The organism is Streptomyces sp. NPDC002076 (genome assembly GCF_053593835.1).
The window spans coordinates 1-19456 of record NZ_JBSFDI010000044.1 but is presented as its reverse complement, the minus strand read 5'-3'; the positions used below and the strand labels follow the sequence as shown (position 1 = coordinate 19456).

13 protein-coding genes and 3 pseudogenes are annotated in these 19456 nt (G+C 69.7%); 5 read left to right on the top strand and 11 right to left on the bottom strand.

What is annotated here, in order from left to right; translation table 11 throughout:
• Positions 1-55 precede the first annotated feature (55 nt).
• Positions 56-1450 (bottom strand): RICIN domain-containing protein, encoded by a 1395-nt coding sequence (locus ACWCQS_RS44645; protein ID WP_451009811.1) that lies wholly within the window; start codon positions 1448-1450, stop codon positions 56-58.
• A gap of 1306 nt (positions 1451-2756) precedes the next feature.
• On the opposite strand from ACWCQS_RS44645, the gene ACWCQS_RS44640 reads away from it, so the two are divergent.
• The 3 genes and pseudogenes from ACWCQS_RS44640 (at position 2757) to ACWCQS_RS44630 (ending at position 6473) form a co-directional block, all read left to right on the top strand.
• On the top strand, positions 2757-4289 hold the full coding sequence (locus ACWCQS_RS44640; protein ID WP_451009810.1) for a hypothetical protein: 1533 nt from the start codon (positions 2757-2759) through the stop codon (positions 4287-4289).
• Positions 4290-5419: 1130 nt separating this feature from the next.
• Positions 5420-6184, top strand: a pseudogene (locus tag ACWCQS_RS44635) (transposase family protein).
• Positions 6185-6227: 43 nt separating this feature from the next.
• Positions 6228-6473, top strand: a complete 246-nt coding sequence (locus ACWCQS_RS44630; protein ID WP_451009829.1) for a hypothetical protein — start codon at positions 6228-6230, stop codon at positions 6471-6473.
• Here the strand turns inward: ACWCQS_RS44630 and ACWCQS_RS44625 are convergent.
• From ACWCQS_RS44625 to ACWCQS_RS44585, 9 genes and pseudogenes are all read right to left on the bottom strand, one after another.
• Positions 6391-6900 (bottom strand): NUDIX domain-containing protein, encoded by a 510-nt coding sequence (locus ACWCQS_RS44625; protein ID WP_451009825.1) that lies wholly within the window; start codon positions 6898-6900, stop codon positions 6391-6393. The genes ACWCQS_RS44630 and ACWCQS_RS44625 overlap by 83 nt on opposite strands.
• A 676-nt stretch (positions 6901-7576) precedes the next feature.
• Positions 7577-8200: a transposase gene (locus ACWCQS_RS44620; RefSeq protein ID WP_451009809.1), complete on the bottom strand. Its 624-nt coding sequence runs from the start codon at positions 8198-8200 to the stop codon at positions 7577-7579.
• Between the two features lie 88 nt (positions 8201-8288).
• Entirely contained in the window at positions 8289-8504 is a 216-nt protein-coding gene (locus tag ACWCQS_RS44615) for a hypothetical protein (protein ID WP_451009808.1), read from the bottom strand.
• Between the two features lie 293 nt (positions 8505-8797).
• Entirely contained in the window at positions 8798-9880 is a 1083-nt protein-coding gene (locus ACWCQS_RS44610; protein ID WP_451009807.1) for a S1 family peptidase, read from the bottom strand.
• Positions 9881-11015: 1135 nt separating this feature from the next.
• A pseudogene (locus tag ACWCQS_RS44605) lies at positions 11016-12233 on the bottom strand (RNA-guided endonuclease InsQ/TnpB family protein).
• 193 nt (positions 12234-12426) lie between these two features.
• Positions 12427-13578, bottom strand: a complete 1152-nt coding sequence (locus ACWCQS_RS44600) for an XdhC family protein (RefSeq protein WP_451009806.1) — start codon at positions 13576-13578, stop codon at positions 12427-12429.
• On the bottom strand, positions 13571-15709 hold the full coding sequence (locus ACWCQS_RS44595) for a xanthine dehydrogenase family protein molybdopterin-binding subunit (protein WP_451009805.1): 2139 nt from the start codon (positions 15707-15709) through the stop codon (positions 13571-13573). The genes ACWCQS_RS44600 and ACWCQS_RS44595 overlap by 8 nt, the downstream gene beginning before the upstream one ends.
• Positions 15706-16698: an FAD binding domain-containing protein gene (locus ACWCQS_RS44590; RefSeq protein WP_451009804.1), complete on the bottom strand. Its 993-nt coding sequence runs from the start codon at positions 16696-16698 to the stop codon at positions 15706-15708. Before ACWCQS_RS44590 ends, ACWCQS_RS44595 begins: the two co-directional genes overlap by 4 nt.
• The gene (locus tag ACWCQS_RS44585) at positions 16695-17276 is read right to left on the bottom strand and encodes a (2Fe-2S)-binding protein (protein WP_451009803.1); all 582 of its coding nucleotides are present in this window, start codon (positions 17274-17276) and stop codon (positions 16695-16697) included. The genes ACWCQS_RS44590 and ACWCQS_RS44585 overlap by 4 nt, the downstream gene beginning before the upstream one ends.
• Before the next feature lie 281 nt (positions 17277-17557).
• Between ACWCQS_RS44585 and ACWCQS_RS44580 the strand changes: the two genes are divergently transcribed.
• The gene (locus ACWCQS_RS44580) at positions 17558-18127 is read left to right on the top strand and encodes a TetR/AcrR family transcriptional regulator (protein ID WP_451009802.1); all 570 of its coding nucleotides are present in this window, start codon (positions 17558-17560) and stop codon (positions 18125-18127) included.
• A 184-nt stretch (positions 18128-18311) separates the two neighbouring features.
• A pseudogene (locus ACWCQS_RS44575) lies at positions 18312-18416 on the top strand (DEAD/DEAH box helicase family protein); the annotation flags it as partial.
• A 98-nt stretch (positions 18417-18514) separates the two neighbouring features.
• Here ACWCQS_RS44575 and ACWCQS_RS44570 read toward each other — a convergent pair.
• Positions 18515-19456: IS110 family transposase (locus ACWCQS_RS44570; protein ID WP_451009801.1), on the bottom strand; the 942-nt coding region annotated here is incomplete at its 5' end.

The window sequence follows — 19456 nt, the reverse complement described above, 5'->3', positions numbered from 1 at the left end:
GATCCCAACATGGCTCGTCCGTCGACGCCTGCTCGCCGGTTCCCAGGGCAGTGCGTCACGTGGGCCGAACCTGTTGCGACACCTCCTCGGCGACGTATTCCTCGTGGAAGCCGAATCGTGCTCCGATCTCCTGGTAGCGCGCGAACTGGGTCGCGGTGACTGCGACGTCGTACGAGGCCAGGAGGCGCAGGGCGTAACCGCCGTCGTACAAGCCCCCGAACTTCCACTGCTGGGCGGCGCTGTCGTTGCAGGTGTAGATCTGCACCGGGGTGCCGTTGGCCGTCCCTGCGCCCTGCACGTCCAGGCACTTGCCCTGGGCCGCCTCGACTCGCATGACGAGAGCGGAGTCGCCGATCCAGCCGATGCCGCCAGGGGACCAGTAGTCCTGCCAGCGGGTGAGATGGTCGGCGACCCAGGAGTGCCCTAGCATCTCGCTCAGCGCCTTGGCGCCCTTGGCGAGAGCGTCGACGGCGGTCTCGTTCGCGTCCAGGATCTGGTTGCGCTGAGTAGCCTGGTCGGCCACCTCCTGCTGCCACTCGGCAGCCGCCGTGGACGTGATGTCGCCCAGGACGTTGTCCGGGTCGAGAGGGTCGCGCCAACCACACGCGGCGAACCGGGACTTCACGTCCTCCACCGCGATGCGGTACTCCGGCGTGCCCGGCTGCGGGGCCGTACGCGGGAAACCGCCGGAGGACAGGAAGATCCGGGCGTCGTCGGCGCCCGCGTTCGTGGCCGGGCCGCCGTGCATCCACTGGAACGCGTCGTGCTCCGCGAGCGCCCGGTTCCACTCCTGCTGGGTGGTCCCGGACGGGTCCGGGTCCTTGCCGTAGAGCGGGTTGCCGACGTCGTCGACGGCCTTGAGGGTCTTCTCGTCGGCCTTCGGAGTGTCGTCCTGGTAGAAGTCGTCGTCCTTCTGCCGGAACCGGTCGGCGACCCACTTGCTCAGACCGGTCTGGTTGTAGAAGCTCTGATCGCCGTCCGGCGGCCAGTGGAACCCGGTGTCGGTGAACCCGCCGGGCGTCGTCAGGCCGTCGAGAGGCTTCTTCCAGCCGTCGCGGAGAGCGTCGAGGGCGTCCATCTGCTTGCTCGCCGCGTCCCGGTCCTTCTGGTACGCGACGGCCAGCGGCGTCTGCTGCCAGTGCTCCCGGTTGGCCAGGACATGGAGTTTGTCGGCACTCTGGTTGAGGCCGCCCTGCGCGGTCGCTGCCATCGACGGACCGCCCAGCCGCAGCACGTCGGCCATCAGGCACTGGTCCTGCCGCAACTGCTCCGCGGGCGTGTCCTGGTACCAGGGATAGGAATCACTCGCCGGCTCGGCATGCAGCGGCGACGAACCCGGCTGCACCGCCAGACCGGCCACGACCGCCAGCGCCGTGAAGGCGGTGACGGCAGGGGCAAGCTTTCCTGATCTTCGTGCTGCGGGCAGGCGGAACCATGGTCTGGGGTGCACAGACGCATCCCTTTCTTCGGTCATGGGGGGCGCCGGGAGAACGGCAAAACACGAGTAGCAAGCGGGATACGGCACCTGAATCTCAGTCAGGAAACCAGAGCTAGCGGGAGTCGATACCTATGAGCGGCGCTAGGTGCGTCCCGACTGCAGGTACGACGGCATGGCTGTGCGTCGTCTCCCCGTGAGCGACAGTGTTCCCCCGGTCGCTGAGTGATGTGCGCTCAGACGCGGATTGGTCAGGATCCCGTCATGCGCGGCGATACCTTACGCGTACACAGAGCAGCCCGTACAGACGTTCGCAGGATGGCTCGCGACGGGCTGGCTGGAAGTTGCCACACTGGTCACGCCCTGTAGGAGACCAGCAAATCCCGTCCCACGTAAGGAGAATCCGTGCTTGCACTGTGTGCATCCTGTGCGCCTGGGCGGTAAGCGTGGGGCCAGTAGCCGATAAGAGATGGCTGATTTCAGACTCCGCTCTAAGCCCCAATGCGGGCCTCCGGGCTCACACGGAAAGCGGACACACCTGCATTCGCGACAAGTGAATCCTTCGATGGAGGGACACGCTCGCCGCGACACTTCCACGAGTTCGCGCCCATCGACCACTCGGCTGGGCAGATCGCCGTCGCCATCAGGCCGACGGCTGAGCCAACTACCGGGGTATCCGCTGCGGTGGCTGAGATCAATAGCTGGTGCGGGTTGCTCCGCCCGCCACAACCGGCTGCAGTTCATCTCCGCCACGTCTGGCGCGTGTGGCCCGCTGATCACCGACGTCGAAGCCACCGACAACACCGCTTGATGGCGGCGCGGCTGCCTCGGCCGGCCACAGCCCGGGCGAGCGCAGCACCCCGATCCCCGACTGGTCCACGCCGCCCAGGGGGCCCGGACGGCGAACCGTCCGAGACCCCTGGGCGGCCGTGCTCAGCAGACCGCGAGTCTCCGGGGCTGTGCAGGGAGGCTCATCTTTGTGTTCGGTCGCATCCGAGTGTCCGCGAACACGCAGTGGTGACTCAGCACTTCGGGTGGCCGGTGAGAGCTTGTGTTCGATCCAGCCGCTATATTCATCCATCACTTGGTCACGATCCGCACCAACGGTGATGTCGGGCCGGGTACCGGATGGCCCCCTGAGCTGGGGCCATGTGATCCTGTGGGGGGATACACCGTGCGACGTGCTGCTCTGCTTTCGACTGCCACTGCCACAGCGCTGGCGACCTCGATGTTCACTGGCCCTGCCCTGGCCCGTGCCGATGCCGCTGCAGGGACTGGACCCGTCCTGGATAACGCGGACGCCTGGTACGACTATCCCGGAATGGTCTTCATCACCGCGCACTCGGACAATGCGATCACCCATATCACCGCCCACTTCACCCCCGTCGGCAGCCCGAACGGCGCGCCCGAGGCCGGATCCACTGACGACTTCACCCAGCAGTCCGGCACGGACGGCCGGTCTGGAGTCTGGCGGGCCCCGGTGCACCTCGCGGACCTCGGCGAGTACCGGATCACCGTCGATATGGAGGACTCCTCCGGCGCCACGGTCACCGGCGTCGCCTCACGCTCGACACTGCAGTACCAGACCATTCTCACTGTCCCGGACCTTACGGTGACGCCGACCAAGCCGGACTACTTCCATCAAAAAGTGACCGTCAGCGGTACCGAACTTGCCGAGGACCCACGGACGCCCGGGACACGGGTTCCGGTCGCCAACGCGCCGGTCGTCATCACCTGCCAGGGCACCTCCCCATACAACAGGTTCAACACGCAGACCGACGCCGACGGGCGCCTCACCTTCTCGTTCGTCCCCACCGTGTACTGGGCCGACATGACGGCGTGGCCACAAGACTCCAGCGCCTACCCCGGGGCGATCCTCCTGCGCTCGCCCCAGCAGCCCATGAACCCCGTGCAGGCACCGACCCGGTTCACGGCGAGCACACACGCCCTCAACCTGCGCCAGGGAACGACGGGCACGGTCACCGGCCACGCGGAGATCCAGACGGCCGACGGCTGGCAGCCGCTGCCGCACACGTCACTCAGCCTCATAGGTACCGGCTCTTCGCAGGGGTTCGGGGGGACGACCACCACGGACGACAACGGGTTCTACAGCCTGCGCGTCCCCTCGGACAATCCGTTGCCGACCGGCCAACTCGTCCTCGGCGACACGCCGTTCTTGCAGCCTGCCACTGAGCCTTTCAGCCTCCACGTGGCATACACGACTGACCTCACCTTGGACGCCACGCTCGACGAGAACTCCCGACTGCACGTCTCGGGAGACATCGAGTACAGCGATCCCCGTGCCCACTGGCCGTCCAACACCGCCGTCACCATCGAATACTCCAAGGACGGCAAGACCGGCTGGAAGTCCGCCTCCACAATCCCGGTGAAGATCCGTTACAACAAGCCCAACTTCCAGGAAGTCTTCGGCGCGTCATTCACCGCGCAGAACAACGCCTACTGGCGTGCCCGCTTCAACGGCAACCCCGACCTCGCGAGCAGCACCACCAAGCCCATCCACCTACGCCGCTACCCCACACGGATCACCGGGTTCGACGTCACCCCCGAACCGGTCAGCAGGAACGGCCTCATCCACCTCAATGGCACACTCCAGTACTACACGGGTACCGCCTGGAAGCCGCTCGCCGACGCCAACCCCGCCCTGTACTTCCGGCCTCGCGGGGCCTCCACCTACCGCTACATCAGTGACCTGAGCACCGACTCCAAGGGCCGGATCCGCAACATCACCCAAAACGACACCCAGGACGGCACCTGGGCAGTTGCCCTGAACCGCAACATAGGCGACCAATACCTCAAGAGCCCCCTGGTCACGGACTACGTCGACGTGCGATGACCATGCCAGCCGCAGCCCGGCACCCCCGGACTGCGGCTGGACCGCGCCGGCAGACGTGGCGGCTGTAATCCGTCATGGCCCCATCGCGGCGGTTGTTACGGACGATCGCGGCGCATGGACATCGCGCGAGCGGCGTGCCGTCGTCGATTGGGAGGGGTCTGTGCCTGACAGCGAAGGCGATGCATCGGCTGAGGCCGGCGCGATGGATGTCCAGGGCTGTCCCAGTCGAAGCAGGCCCGGTCACCGGGGCGCGCGTCGTACAGCCGACCCCGAACTGCCTCAGCTCATGGAGAGCGCGACGCCAGTGTCGATCTCATGGCGAGGTCCTTCTGCCCGTGTCCGTAAATCCGGGGGGCGCGGGCCGGGGTCGAGGTCGCCTTCGGCGGCGCTCGGAGCTGGTCCTCAGGGGGCGTTGGCGTTCGAGGCCGCTGACGATCGCGCCCGTGGGGAAAGAGAGTCGGCCGACGGGAACGACCCAGTCGTCCCAGGCAGTGAGGGGCTCCGGGAGGTCCAGGTGGGCCGCTGCCGCCTCTCGGCTGACTCGGTCGAGTCCCTCGAGTAGAGCCTGCCATTGCTGGGCTCGAACGGGCGTCATGTCCGAGTCGGCAGAGTTCTGCCAGACACCTTGGGCTTGGCTCGGAGTCAAGGTGCCGCGGTACTGCTCCCATGCCTGGTTGGAATGCCTGGCCGCGGTGTCGTGAAGGTCCAGGAAAAGCGTGGGGCCGAGGGCTGGGTAGGCAATTAGGGAGGCGAGCAGCACCATACTGGCCCGGTACGGGAGGTAGGTTGCGTCCCGCTGCTGTCCGTTGGCCGGGGCGATGACACTTGCGCTCTACTCGGCCAGGTCAGCCTGGCGGTACTCGCGTCGCAGGGCGGTCAGGAGTCCCTAGCTGTTGGCAAGTCGCTTGGTTCGCACGCAGGGTGGACACCAGCAGCGGAGGTCCAAGTAGATCGAGTAGGGCCAGCTCGTCCGGCTCAAGGGTGAAGGGGTCGACCGCTCACCGGCGAATACGGCGCCCACTGAGCCTTTTCCAACCTGCTTCCGAGCTGCGGCAGTTGGGCTGACAACGTGGTGAAGCCCCTGTAGATGGGTTTTCGACCAAGAGAACTGTCTCCACCAGAGGCTTCACATGCTTGTCTACCCGTCAGGCGTCGACGTGTCCAGCTCCACCCTCCGCTTCCTCACGCAGCAGTTGCGGCGGCACCGCCGTGCGATCGGCTCCCGGTGGCGGCGCCTGAGCGCCGGCCGCCAGGCCCTGCTCACCCTCGCCCATCTGCGGGTGGGACACACGTATACCCAGCTCGCGGCCGGGTTCGGCGTCGGCACCACGACGGCCCACCGCTATGTCACCGAGGCTGTCGAGCTCCTGGGCACTCTCGCTCCCAGCCTGGCCGACGCGGTGCGGACCGCGTCGGTGAAGGCGTATCTGATCCTGGACGGCACGCTCCTGCCGATCGACCGCTTTGCCGCGGACCGGCCGTTCTACTCCGGCAAACACAAGAAGCACGGGATGAACGTGCAGGTCATCGCCGACCCCTTCGGCCGACTGCTGTGGGCTTCACCGGCCCTGCCCGGCGCCATCCACGACATCCGCGCGGCCCGCGAACACGGCATCGTCGACGCCCTCGCCGAGGCCGGCATCCAGTGCTGGGCCGACAAGGGTTACCGAGGTGCCGGCGGTACGGTCCGCATCCCGTGTTGGGGGCGATGGCAGACCGTCTCCGCAGGCCAGTAGGCGGTGAACCAGTCCCACGCCAAGATCCGAGCACTCGTCGAGCAGGCCATCGCCACCCTCAAGTCCTGGAGGCTCCTCCGCAAACTGCGGTGCTCGACCACCCGGGTCACCAGCCTTGTCCAGGCCGTCCTCACCCTTCATCTGACCAGCTCAGAGTGAGGGTGGAAAAGGCTCACTGGCCGTTAGGGACGGCATTGACCAGATGCTCGAACAACTCGACCTCACCGATGGCGAGCGCGAGGCCCTCGAAGGAGACCGCGAAACGGTCACCGCCCTTACCGAACGTCTTGCGGACACCCCAACCCCCGCCGGCCCCACTCCCAGGGACCTCGGAACGACCGGCGCCTTCGTCCCACTGACCCAGCTCATGAGCACCCTTCCTGCACAGAAGCCGGGGCAGCGCGACAAGCGAGATATCGGTCGAAAACCGCCTGGCTATCAGGAGTGAAGGTCCACTGCTGCAGAGCCCGCCGCAGCTCGGACTCAGTCAGCCACACGTGCCAGGCCACCTCTTCCGGATCAGGGGCGACTGTCTCCGGAAGCACAGCGTCACAGACCGCAAGCCAGTGAGGGCTGAGCCCGCCCCGGTTGAGGAACTTGAACCGAAGGCACGCTGTCGCCCGCACTCCCAGCTCCTCGCTGAGCTCGCGGGTAGCTGCCTGCTCATAGGATTCGCCGACTCCCGCAGCACCCCCGACCCCGAGTTCGTAGTGCCCAGGGAAACGGGACAGGTGCTCGGCCCGCCGATGGACGAGAAAACGGCCTTGCCTATCGCGGCACACCACCACGCCAACCCGGTGCAGCCAGCCCTCCTGAACGGCGTCCCGCCGACTGACTACCCCCAGCACACGGTCCTGAGCGTCAACACGTTCCACGAGTTCATCCACGTCGCACACGATCGCAGGCACCACTGACACCCGCCCGGAATGACCGGACCGTCACACAGCCAGTGACCCCTCAGACCGACTTCACCTCACCGAACGAAGGATCACGACCCTGTCTCAATTCTCAACAACTTGCCGTGACCAGGGCGCCTGGCAGCGGATCGCCGCACGCGGCCTCGCCCACCAGACCAAGACCATCGTGGACCGCGCCATCGGGCAGATGGTGATCCGTGCCGTGGTGGACACAATGGAGGCCAAGGCCGTCCTCACCGCCGTCGCGAAGACCAGCCGGACGGACCGGTCAAAGACCGGCCCCACCCGGCCGCGAACCAACCTCCTCACGCCCAGGCGACGTGAGGTTCCCTCCCCGGCCAGGCCCATCGGCCCGTCCGGCCAGCGTCCAGAGGGACACGCACCACCGGGCCTGACCCGGCTGCCCCGCGCAGCCCACCGACACCAGGGCGTGACCACGATCAGCACACCCGCCACCCCCCGACACCGGCCATGCGGAGCAAGACTGGGCGCGGGATTCCATCTCCATGCTCATGCGTCCCCGCCCAGGTGGGCAGAACCCGTGTCAGACCTTACCGTTCGCATGGAATCGCTTAGCTGATCAGCGCCTCTGTGTGTCAAGCGGCCCGAGCGAGGTGGTTTCGCTGGTCGCGTTTCATGGTCCGGTAGACCACGTTGGAGAGCCGGCGTTTGAGTGCCCTGCGGGCCTCCGTCGGCGTCTTGCCTTCCGCAATCTTGCGCAGGTAGTACTCCTGCCCGCGCCCGCCTCGCGGATCTGGCAGACGGCGATGACGTGCAGCACCGAGTTCAGCGCGCGGTTACCGCCGGTGTTCAGTCGGTGGCGGACGTTGTTGCCGCTCGAGGCGTCCAGGGGCGCGCTGCCGGTGTAGCTGGCGAAGTGATGCTCGGTAGGAAAGCGGCTGACATCGCCGACGTGGCCGAGGACCTTGGCAGCCAGCACCGTGCCCAGGCCCGGCAGCGCGGTGAGCGTCGTGCGGGTCGCGGCAAGGGCGTCACGCATCTCGGCTTCGTTGTCCTTGACCTGCCGGTCCAGGCGGCGCAGGTCGGCCAGCAGGTCGCGGGCTATGTCCCGGCGGCAAGCGTCTGTAGCGGTGATGGGCCGGACGGTCTTCATGGCGTGGAGCCGGTTCAGGACGCGGGTGCGTTCTTGGACCAGGTCGTCGTGCCGTTCGGTCAGCAGTCGCAGGATCGTGGACTGGTCTTCGGGCGCCACAGGCTGCAGGTCATGGCGGAACAGGGCGACTTGGGCGACGTGCAAGGCGTCGGCGGTGTCGGTCTTGCGGTCTCCGCCGGTGGCCAGGAGCCGGGCCCGGGCCGACAGCGTGGAGGTACGTCGACCACGCTCTCTACTGCGGCGGCCAGTTGCTGGGCAAGCGTGCGCCCAGGCCGTGTGCTCCTTCGATGGCGAAGCGGCGTTCGGGCCACTGCTGGCACCAGCGCATCAGCTGCCGGAAGGTGCCGGCATGGACGGCGAACCGGCGCAGGGCCACCTGATGGCCGGCGGGGTCGATGGCAACGGCGGTGTGGGCCGACTTGTGGGGATCGACACCGATCAGGATCACAGGCTGGCCTCGCCCTCGATGAGACCCGGAAGGAGATGCGGTGGGCACTCTGACTTGAAGTCACTGCGTCACCTTCACGTCTCTGTCGAGCCGCACGGCGCGGGTGCCGGTCGGCAGCGGCACGCTGATCATGAGCCAGCCTCACGAGGCGGCAAGAGACAGCTCGAGCCCGAGCCCACCGGCACCCTGGACGCTACGGCTGCAGACCGCGCGCCTAGGCCGGATTCAACAAGTCAGAGACGCTACGAGCGTGCAGCGTTCCCGGACCGGTACGGCGTGCGGTCAGCCGCCGGCTACGGCAGGGTGGCACCCTCCGCGCTCAGCGCCGCGGGCACGGGCTGGAAGAAGGTCTCACCGCCGGACGTGCAGTCACCGCTGCCGCCCGAGGTCAGACCGATCGCCGCGTCGGAGTCGAAGAGCGCGCCGCCGCTGTCGCCGGGCTCGGCACACACATCGGTGTCGATGAGCCCGGAGACGGAGCCCTCCTGGTAGTTGACGGTCGCGTCCAGCCCGTTGACCGTCCCGCTGTGGACCCCTGAGGTGCTGCCGCTGCGCGTGACCGACTCACCCACATACGCGTCGGCGGCGTGCGTGATCTGCTGACTGCTTCCGTCGTAGAGGTCGACGGCGCTGGGGTGGTCGCTGCCGGCGTCGTCGTACTGGACCAGGGCGTAGTCGGTGCCGGGGAACTGCGAGTCGACGGTCTGGCCGACCTCCCCGCCGCCCTGCGAGTCGGACCACGTCGAGGAGGCGTTGCCGCAGTGTCCGGCGGTGAGGAAGTACGGCGCGCCGTTCACGGTCACGTTGAATCCGAGGGAGCAGCGCACACCGCTGCCCCAGATGGCGTCGCCGCCCGCGAGGAACGGCTTGAACGCGGAGGCGGCCCGGCGTACGACCACCTTGTCACCGAGCGAGCCGACCACGGTGGTCAGCCGGGCGCGCTCGGCCCCGGTGACCGTGGGGTCGACGGTCACGACCACCTTGTCCTGACGGGGGTCGATCGACCAGGCGGTGCCCGCGATCCGGGCCCGCTGGGTCAGCGTGCCGATGGCCCCTCGGAGTTGGGGCGTGGAGTAGCGCACGGTTCTCGGTACGGCGCCGGTGGCGCGGACCGAGCCGGCCGCGGACGGGTCGGTGATGTTCACAACGAAGCGGTGGGCCGCGGCGTCGTAGTAGGAACCGGCGGCACGGTCGCCCAACCGTGCGACGAGGACCGCTGCGGACGCGGCGCGGGCGGCGGCCGGGGTCGCCTGCGCGCCCACGGGGGCTGCCGCGGCCGAGCCGGTCCCGGGGAGCAGGGCCGCGCCGGCGGTGAGGACGGCGACGCTCGCTCCGGTGAGCGCGCGGGTGGTCAAGCCTGTTCGGCGTTGCGTCATGTGGAGCCTCCAGTGGGGGTTGCCCCGCCCACTCGTCGGGCCGGGGCCGGAGGGATGAGGGGCACGGGACGTCCCGACGGTCACACGATCGTGCCCATGCCAAGCGCCGACGAGTATGGCGAGGCTTTCGCGCCACAACAAGGAAGGGTTTCGGCCGGATGTCCGCGACGACAGACCGGCGGGAGCGGTTGCCGTGCTCGCACCCGAACACTGCCCCGGCACCCAACGTTCACGCACGGTGGTGATCTGCCCCGCTGCCGGCTCACGCTCGGTTCACCCAGGACTGGCCGATACCCGACCATGGCGTCCGGAATCCGGAGTCACCGTCCTTTACTTGAAGCACTCTTGGGTCACTGATGACCTGTCCCCCAGCCGGACTTCCGGCCGAGGTGCGAGAAGAGACCGACCTGTTGGATGACGTAGCCGATCCGGCGGCGGGGCCAGTCGCCGGGGTGGGCTGTGGTCGGGGGTCGTGGGTGATTGCGCGGTCCCGGATGCCGTCCTGGAGCTTGGCGGCCATCTTGGCAGTGGCCTCGAACGTCCGGCGGGTCTGCTCCATCGTGGCGACGTCGGTCGTCTGCTCCTGGCGGCGGCTCGCCTTCCAGTCCGTACGGGAGGGCCGTAGGCGGGGCTTCGGGGCGGCGGGCACGGCGACGGTGTGCGGCCGGGTCACGGGATCCCAGGCGGTCAGCGCAGCGTACCGCCTGGCCCCGGGCGGTCAGCGCGCCGGCGGCGAGGCAGGCCCGCTCGTACGGGGCCTTCGCGCGGGCGCGGGGTCAGCGGGCGCAGCACGGCCTGGTCCTCGGTATCGCGCGGGTACAGCGCGCGCAGGTCGGCGGTCATCATCCGTCGGCCGGCCCGCCGACCGGGCGGGTGTAGTCGTCGACGACCGCCTCCACGTTCTGTTCGTCCAGGCCGGGCTGGTGTGGCCGGCCGCGCAGGACGTAGGAGAGGTAGCGGCGGACTTCGGCGAGCAGATGGTGGCGCTTGAATGCGCCGCTCCCAAGGTCGGCATGGCTTCGAGTGGAACGACTGCTTGCGCCGTGCCCTCGGGCTACTCCAGGGACATTGAAGGCTCCCCTCCCTGAAGGGAGGGGGATTCGTCACCCTCCAGGGCTGGGCGGGGATGTACGGCTCAGACCGCCACCGGAGCCGGCGGCTCAGGTGGTCTTACGCCCTCGACACCGTCCGGGTTCCAACCTGCCCGGACCAGCATCACACGGGCGGAGTTCTTGTCCCTGCGGGACACCGCCCCGCACACGGTGCAGGCATACGTTCTCATCGACAGAGGTAGCGCGTGCTTGGTTCTCGCTCCGCACCGCGCACAGTCCATCGTGGTGTGCGGTGCACGAGACGGACGTCCCGTGCGTGCTTGCGGCCCATCTCGCACAGGACACGCTTCGTCGCGGCGATCGCGGCATCAGCCGCCTTGCGCGGGCCATGGTGGTCTTCGCGAGGAACGTCGGCCTGAAGTCCTCCACCGCCACCCCGTCATGGCCGCACATCACAGACTTGGCCCACTTGCGGCCGGTGTCCTCACGCTGCCGCGCGATCTTCTTGTGCAGCTTCGCTGCCCGTACCTGCGCCTTCCGGTAGCCCGCGGATGCCGGCTGTCCCTTCGGACGCCGGCGCCGGGCCAACATCCGCCGCTACCCCGCCAACCGCTGCGCGGCCCGCCTGCCGTGCTCGCCATGCGGGAGACCGTAGGCATCGTCGATGGTGGCGGCGCTCTCCTTCACACCCCAGCCCACCCCGAGCACGCACCCCGTACAGGCGAGCGGTTCACTCTGCGCGACAACGACAAAGGACACGTACCAACGTCCGAGCGCGTCCCGGTACACGCGCACACTCGACGGGTCGGCCACAAGGCCCCGCGACCACACCACCGTCAGCACGATCCGGCCCGCAAGGTGCAGGCGACCGTCCCTGAGCCGGAAACCGCGCCTCGTGTAGTTGAGGCTGCACCGCACCTCCCGCTTCTGCTTCCAGCGGGGCACCCGGCCCGCCGGGGCATCGGCACCCGGTCCTTGATGTCCTTCAGCGCTTTCGCCCTCGACCTGGCGAAGTCCCGGATCACCTGCCGCCGCGGCACGCTTGCGCCCTCAGCCAGCCACGGCCTCACCCCGCCTGCCTCGGTCAGCATCTTGTCCAACTGCCCCGGACCACAGGTCAACTTCTCGCCACTCGCCCGGCCCTGCGCGTGCACCTGCTTGGACTTCGCGACGCACTCGTTCCAGATCCACCGGCAGCGATCCCACTCCGCTTCAAGTGCCCGCCGAGCCGTCCTCGACAGGCGCACACGGAAGGTGTACCGGGCATGCCCGGCGTCCTTCGTGATTGCCTGTGTCGTCATGCATCCGAACCTACCCGAGAGGACTGACCGTTGAGAGCTCTCGATCATTGCGGGCGACATCACCGCCGTACGGGGTGGACACCGGATCGCCCTGACGGCGATCCAGCTATCCCTGCCCTGCTCCGCAGGAGTCCGATTCCTCCCCGGCCTGACGGCCGGGGCATCCTCGGAGGAACCCGGTGAGCCTAGCAATTCATCGGTCGACGGAGCTTATCCCCCCTCCGGTGGTCTGAAGGTCGCGGTGGATCGGTGTCCGGGAGTTGGTCAGCGGCACGCCGGTGCCGCCCCGTCTGGCGGCGACGATCTCCGCCGCGATCGACAGGGCGGTCTCCTCGGGCGTACGGGCGCCGAGGTCGAGGCCGATCGGAGAGCGCAGTTTGGCCAGCTCTCGCGCGCTCACGCCTTCGGCCCGCAGACGCCGGTTGCGGTCCTCGTGGGTGCGGCGCGAGCCCATCGCGCCGACGAACGCCACCGGCATGCCGAGGGCCAGCTTGAGCAGGGGCACGTCGAACTTGGCGTCGTGGGTGAGGACGCACAGGACCGTGCGGGCGTCGGTTGCGGTGCGCCGCAGGTAGCGGTGCGGCCAGTCGACGACGACCTCGTCGGCGTCGGGGAAGCGGGCCCGGGTGGCGAAGACCGGTCGGGCGTCGCACACGGTCACGTGGTAGCCGAGGAACTTGCCGGCCCTCGCCAGCGCCGAGGCGAAGTCCACCGCGCCGAAGACGATCATGCGCGGTGGCGGCACGTTCGACTCGACCAGCAGGGTGAGGCCGCCGGGGCAGTGCGAGCCGTCCGCCGAGATCTCCACCGTGCCGGTGCGGCCCGCCTGCAGCTGGGCACGGGCCTCGGCCGCCGCCGTACGGTCCAGGTCCGGGTGGCTGCCGAGAGCGCCCTCGTGCGTGCCGTCGTGCCGCACCAGCAGGGGCCGGCCCAGGAGTTCGGCCGGGCCGCGGGCGACCCGGGCCAGGGCCGCCGGCCGGCCCTGGGCGGCAGCCGCCACGGCCGCCGCGAGGACCGTCCGGGCGGGCGCTTGGCCGGACACCGGCGTGACCAGCACCTCGATCGTGCCGCCGCAGGTCAGTCCGACGGCGAAGGCGTCCTCGTCGCTGTAGCCGAACCGTTCGAGCACGCTCTCCCCGGTACGCAGCGCCTGTAGGCACAGGTCGTACACCGCGCCCTCGACGCAGCCGCCGGAGACCGAGCCGATGACGGTGCCCGCACCGTCCACGGCGAGGGCGGCGCCGGGACCGCGCGGTGCGCTGCCGCCGACGGCCACTACGGTGGCGACGGCGAACTTGCGGCCCTCCTCGATCCACCGGTCCAGCTCCTCGGCCAGGTCAAGCATCAAGCGCTCCCGCTGCCGCGGTCAGGACCCGGTCCGGCCGGATGGGCAGGGCGCGGTGGCGCACGCCGGTCGCGTGCCAGACCGCGTTGGCGATGGCGGCCGCGGCGCCCACGATGCCGACCTCGCCGATGCCCTTGATGCCGACCGGGTCGTTCGGGTCGGTGTCGTCGATCCAGTCGGCCTCGACGTGCGGGACGTCGGCGTGGGTGGCCACGTGGTAGCCCGCGAGATCGGCGCCGACGGGACCGCCCGAGGCTCGGTCCCGTACGGCCTCCTCGTGCAGCGCCATGGAGATGCCCCAGATCATGCCGCCGACGAGCTGGCTGCGCGCGGTGAGCGGGTTGACGATCCGGCCCGCCGCGAAGATCCCGAGCATGCGCCGCACGCGCACCTCGCCGGTGGTGACGTCCACGGCGACCTCGGCGAACTGGGCTCCGAAGGAGTGGCGCTCGGCGGGCGCGAGCGAGCCGATGGCCTCGGTGGTGTCCGACCGCACCGTGATGCCCTCCGGGGGGATGTCGGCGCCCAGGCCCAGTCTGTCGCGCAGTTCCTCGGCCGCGGCCGCGACCGCCCAGGACCAGGAGCGGGTGCCCATGGAACCGCCGGCGATCATCGCCGGTCCGAAGTCGCTGTCACCGATGCGGACGCGGACCCTCTCCGGGGGCACGCCCAGCGCATCGGCGGCGACCAGGGTGAGCGCGGTACGGGCGCCGGTGCCAATGTCGGCCGCGGCGATCCGCACGGTGAAGCCGCCGTCCGGGTGCGCGGTCACGGTCGCAGTGGAGGGCGCCGCGCCCGCGGGGAAGGACGCCGCCGCGGTGCCGGTGCCGAGCAGCCAGCGGCCGTCCCGGCGCAGGCCGGGGCGCGGGTCCCGGTCCGCCCAGCCGAACCTGCGGGCGCCCTCCCGGAAGCAGGCGGCCACGTTGCGGCCGGCGAACGGCAGGCCGGACACCGGCCCCCGCTCGGGGTCGTTGCGCAGCCGCAGCTCGACCGGGTCGATGCCGCCCTTCTCGGCGAGTTCGTCGAGCGCCGCCTCCAGCGCGAAGGAGCCCGGCGCCTCACCCGGGGCCCGCATGAACGTCGGGGTGGGCACGTCGAGCCGGACCACACGGTTGGCGGTGTGGTGGGCGTCGGCGTCGTACATCACCCGTGCCACCCCGGCGCTCGGCTCGACGAATTCGTGCACGGTGGAGGTGAGGCTGAGGGAGCTGTGCTCCAGCGCGCGCAGCCGGCCCTCGGCGTCGGCGCCGAGCCTGACCCGCTGCGTGGTGGGGCTGCGGTAGCCGGCCAGCGAGAACATCTGACGGCGGGTCAGGACGACTCGCACCGGGCGCTGCAGGACGGTCGCGGCCATCACGGCGGCCACCTGGTGGGCCCGTACGCCCTTGCTGCCGAAGCCGCCGCCGACGTGCTCGGAGCGCACCCGCACCGACGCCGGGTCGAGCGAGAAGAGGTTCGCGAGTTCGCCGATGACCCAGGTGGCGCCCTGGTTGGAGTCGACCACCTCGAGCCGGCCGCCGTCCCAGTGGGCGGTCGCCGCGTGCGGCTCCATCGGGTTGTGGTGCTCTTCGGGGGTGCGGTACTCGGCGTCCACGACGACGGCCGAAGCGGCCAGTTCGGCGTCGAGGTCGCCCTTCTCCGTCACCGCCGGCATGTGCCCGTCCACCGGGTAGGCGCCGGGGTGGTCCGCGCTGAAGTCGATGTCGTGGGGCTCCTGTTCGTAAGTCACCACGAGCGCCTCGGCGGCCTCCCTGGCCTGCTCGGACGTCTCGGCCACGACCAGCGCCACCGGCCAGCCCAGATGCGGCACTCGGTCGTGCTGGAAGACGGCACAGGTCGGGTCCGGCTTCATGCCCATCAGACCGGTGTAGTCGGTGTTCACGCGTGGGGCGTTGCGGTGGTCCAGGACGGCGAGGACGCCCGGCATGGCGAGGACGGGGTCGCTGTCGATGGCGCGGATGCGGCCGCGGGCGACCGTGGAGAGCACCAGCCAGCCGTGCGCGAGGTCGGCGAAGGGGATCTCTCCGGCGTAGCGGGCCGCGCCGGTGACCTTGTCCCTGCCCTCCACGCGGGTGTGGGCGGTGCCAACGGAAGGCGCCTGCGTGTGTGTCGCGGTGGTGACGGTGGTCATCGGGCGGCCTCCTGTGCGAGTCGGGTGAGCTCGGCCACGACGAGGTTGCGGATGAGGGTCACCTTGTATCCGTTCTGGGGCAGTGGCCGTGCCGCCGCCAGTTCGGCGTCCGCCGCGGCGGCGTAGGTCTCGGCGTCGGCCGGTGCGCCGATCAGGACGCGTTCGGCGGCGAGGGCCCGCCAGGGCCGGGAGGCGACGGCGCCGAAGGCCAGGCGCGCGTCGCGTACGACGCCGTCCCGCACATCGAGCGCGGCCGTGAGCGAGCCGATGGCGAACGCGTACGAGGCGCGCTCGCGCACCTTGCGGTAGCGGGAGTTGGCGGCGACCGGGACGGGCGGCAGGACGACGCCGGTGATCAGGGCGCCCGGCGGCAGGGCGGTCTCGCGGTGCGGGGTGTCGCCGACGGGCAGGTAGAAGTCCGCCAGGGGCGCCTCGCTCGACCCGTCGGCGGTCTCGAAGTGGACGACCGCGTCGAAGGCGGCGAGCGCGACGGCCATGTCGGAGGGGTGTACGGCGACACAGTGCTGCGACGCGCCCAGGATCGCGTGGTTGCGGTGCTCGCCCTCGACGGCGGGGCAACCGCTGCCCGGGACACGTTTGTTGCAGGGCCTGGTGACGTCGGTGAAGTAGCCGCAGCGGGTGCGCTGGAGCAGGTTCCCGCCGACCGTGGCCATGTTGCGCAGCTGTCCGGAGGCGCCGGCCAGCACCGCCTGGGCCAGCGCCGGGTAGCGGCGGCGGACCTCAGGGTGCGCGGCCAGGTCGCTGTTGGTGACGGTGGCGCCGACGCGCAGGCCGCCCTCCGGCGTCGGCTCGATCTGATCCAGCGGGAGTTCGCGGATGTCGACGAGCCGGGCGGGGCGTTCGACGCCGGCCTTCATGAGGTCGACGAGGTTGGTGCCGCCGCCGAGGAAGCGGGTGTCGGGATCGGCGCCGAGCAGCGCGACAGCGCCGGCGACGTCGGACGCCCGCCGGTAGTCGAACTCCCTCATGCCACGGCCTCCTTCGGCTCCGTCCCGAGGCCCGCGCGCCCCGCGTCCGGCTGTGCCTCGGCCGCCTGGGCCACGGCCTCGACGATCGAGACGTAGGCGCTGCACCGGCACAGATTGCCGCTCATGCGCTCGCGGATCTCTTCGGCGGTCAGCGGCGGTGGTCCGGCCTCGTGCCGGATGTCGTCGGTGACGGCGCTGGGCCAGCCCGCCGCGTGCTCCTGGATCACCCCGATCGCCGAGCAGATCTGTCCCGGAGTGCAGTAGCCGCACTGGAAACCGTCCAGGTCGAGGAACGCCTGCTGCACGGGATGCAGCTGATCGCCCTCGGCGACGCCTTCGATGGTGGTGATCTCCCGGCCCTCGGCCGCCACGGCCAGTTGCAGGCAGGACACGGCCCGGCGGCCGTCCAGCAAAACCGTACAGGCACCGCACTGTCCCTGGTCGCAGCCCTTTTTTGAGCCGGTCAGCGCGAGGCGCTCGCGCATTGCGTCGAGCAGGGTGGTGCGGTGGTCGACGGGCAGTGTGTACTTCTCGCCGTTGATGTTCAGGGTGATGACACTGGACGTCGATGAGGCCATGAGCAGCTTCTTTCGCATTTCCAGGGCAGATGGGGCGTTTCAGCAGCCGGGGTGCCGGGCGGGTGCGCAGGGTGTGTGGTGCGGCGCTGTGCCGCAGAGGTGGGGCGGCGATGCGTGGTGCTGGAACAGAAGGGGACCGCGGACTGCCGCAGGGACGCGTCCGCAGCTATCGTGGACGACAACCGGACAGCTGTCCGGTAACTGGAAAACGTAACGGACAGCTGTCCGCTTAGCAAGGGCGAGGTTCGGCCACGAACCCTCAGGGAGGATGAGTGCCGCAGATGAACGACGCACCCCGGCGCTCGGACGCCCAGCGCAACCGCGAACGCATCCTGGAGGTGGCACTCGCCGAGTTGTCCCGCTGCGCGGACACGCCGCTGAGCGCGATCGCCAAGAAGGCCGGCGTCGGCCAGGGCACCTTCTACCGCAACTTCCCCAACCGCGAGGCACTCGTCCTGGAGATCTACCGGCACGAGATGCAGCAGGTCGCCGACAGTGCCGCCCACCTGCTCCGGACCCGGCCGCCCGCGCAGGCCCTGCGCGCCTGGATGGACCGGCTTTCGGAGTTCGCGATGACCAAGGCCGGTCTGGCCGACGCGATCCGGCAGGTCACCAGCGCGCCAGGCAGTCCGGCGAAGCCGGCCCCCACGCCGGTGATCGACGCGGCGAACCTGCTGCTCCGCGCCAACGAGCAAGCCGGCACCGTCCGTTCCGGCATCACTGGGGACGATTTCCTCCTCGCCATCGCGGGCCTGTGGCAGCTCGACCCCCGCGACGACTGGCGGCCCCGCGCCACCAGACTCCTCGACCTAGTCATGGACGGCCTGCGCACGGGAGCGCCCGGCCGGTGAGCACCGCACCGCCGACCACCGACCACCGACCACCGACCACCGACCACCGACCACCGACGAGCGCGATGGCCAAGACCGTGATCGCCTACACGACCGCCTGCAGCCCCAAGCGGCACCGTGCCCTTGGGCAACTGGAGCGGGGAGAGGCTCGCGACGCGGCTGTCGCCGAGCCCCGAGTGTCATTCAGGGGATGCGGGGCACGATTGTGTCCGCGACCGGATCGGGCAAGACGATCACCGCTGCCGCGTGCGCGCTGGAGTGCTTCCCCCTCGGCTGCTATGTCGTGACAAGTTGCTCGAGGGAGCTCTTCCGCGTTCGGTTGGTTCGCTCGTGCGAGAATCTTGAAGATCTGGCGGCAGACGTTGCGTTTGAGTCCTCTGAGTCAAGTCAGGGAGCTGCGAGGCGTTGGGCGGCAGGGTGGCTGCAGGGGTCGTAAGGGGTGGCGTTGTGCCAGCAAGCCCATATGACACGGAGCCATGCGCGGGCGACGATCCGAGTGGCGTGAGGGTTGCGTTTTCCGCGTGCGCGGGCGTTTGCGTAGAGGCTGGCGGCCCATGGTGATTGCATGCGGGAGTTATGAGCGAAGGCAGTGATGGCCTTGCGGGCGCGCGTGTTGGCGGCCCACCGGAAGTAGACGCCGTGTGTCTTTCCTGATGCCTTGGTCACTGGTGCGGCTCCGCACTCGGCGGCGGCTTGTTCGGCGGACTCGACGCGGTCAAGGACCGGGCCGACCTCGGCGAGCAGCTGTGCGAGGTTGATGGTGCCCACGCCGGGCAGGTCGGCAAGGAGGATGGCGCGCGGGTGCCTGGCGAGGCGGACCTTGATGGTCGTCTCGAGCTGGGCGATGGTCATCTGCAGGCTGCGCAGGAGCTGGACTTGCGCGGTGATGAGCGCGGTGAGGACGTCGGCGGGGAGGCTGACGGGGGCGACGGGAGCGGAGCGGAGCCGGGCCAGCAGTGCGGATGCCGGTTTGCCGCCTCGGTAGGCATGGCGCTTGCAGAAGGCGGCCATGCGGGCTTCGCCGAGTCGGGCGGCGGACTGGGGGGTGGGGTAGTCGGTCAAGAAGTCCAGGGCGATGTCGGAGACGAGCGAGCAGAACAGGTTCTTGGGTCCGGGCCAGTGCTGTTCGAGCAGAGCGCCGAGCTGGTTGCCGGCGGCGGTGCGCGCACGAACGTGATCGTCGCGCACTCGCACGAGGGCTTGGAGTTCTCGCAGGCCGCTGTCGACAGGCACAAGGCGGCGCAGGCGGTGGCCGTCGGTGCGTAGGTAGTCCGCGAGTTTGTAGCTGTCACCGGGATCGGATTTGGCACCGGAGGCGCCCCATCGAGG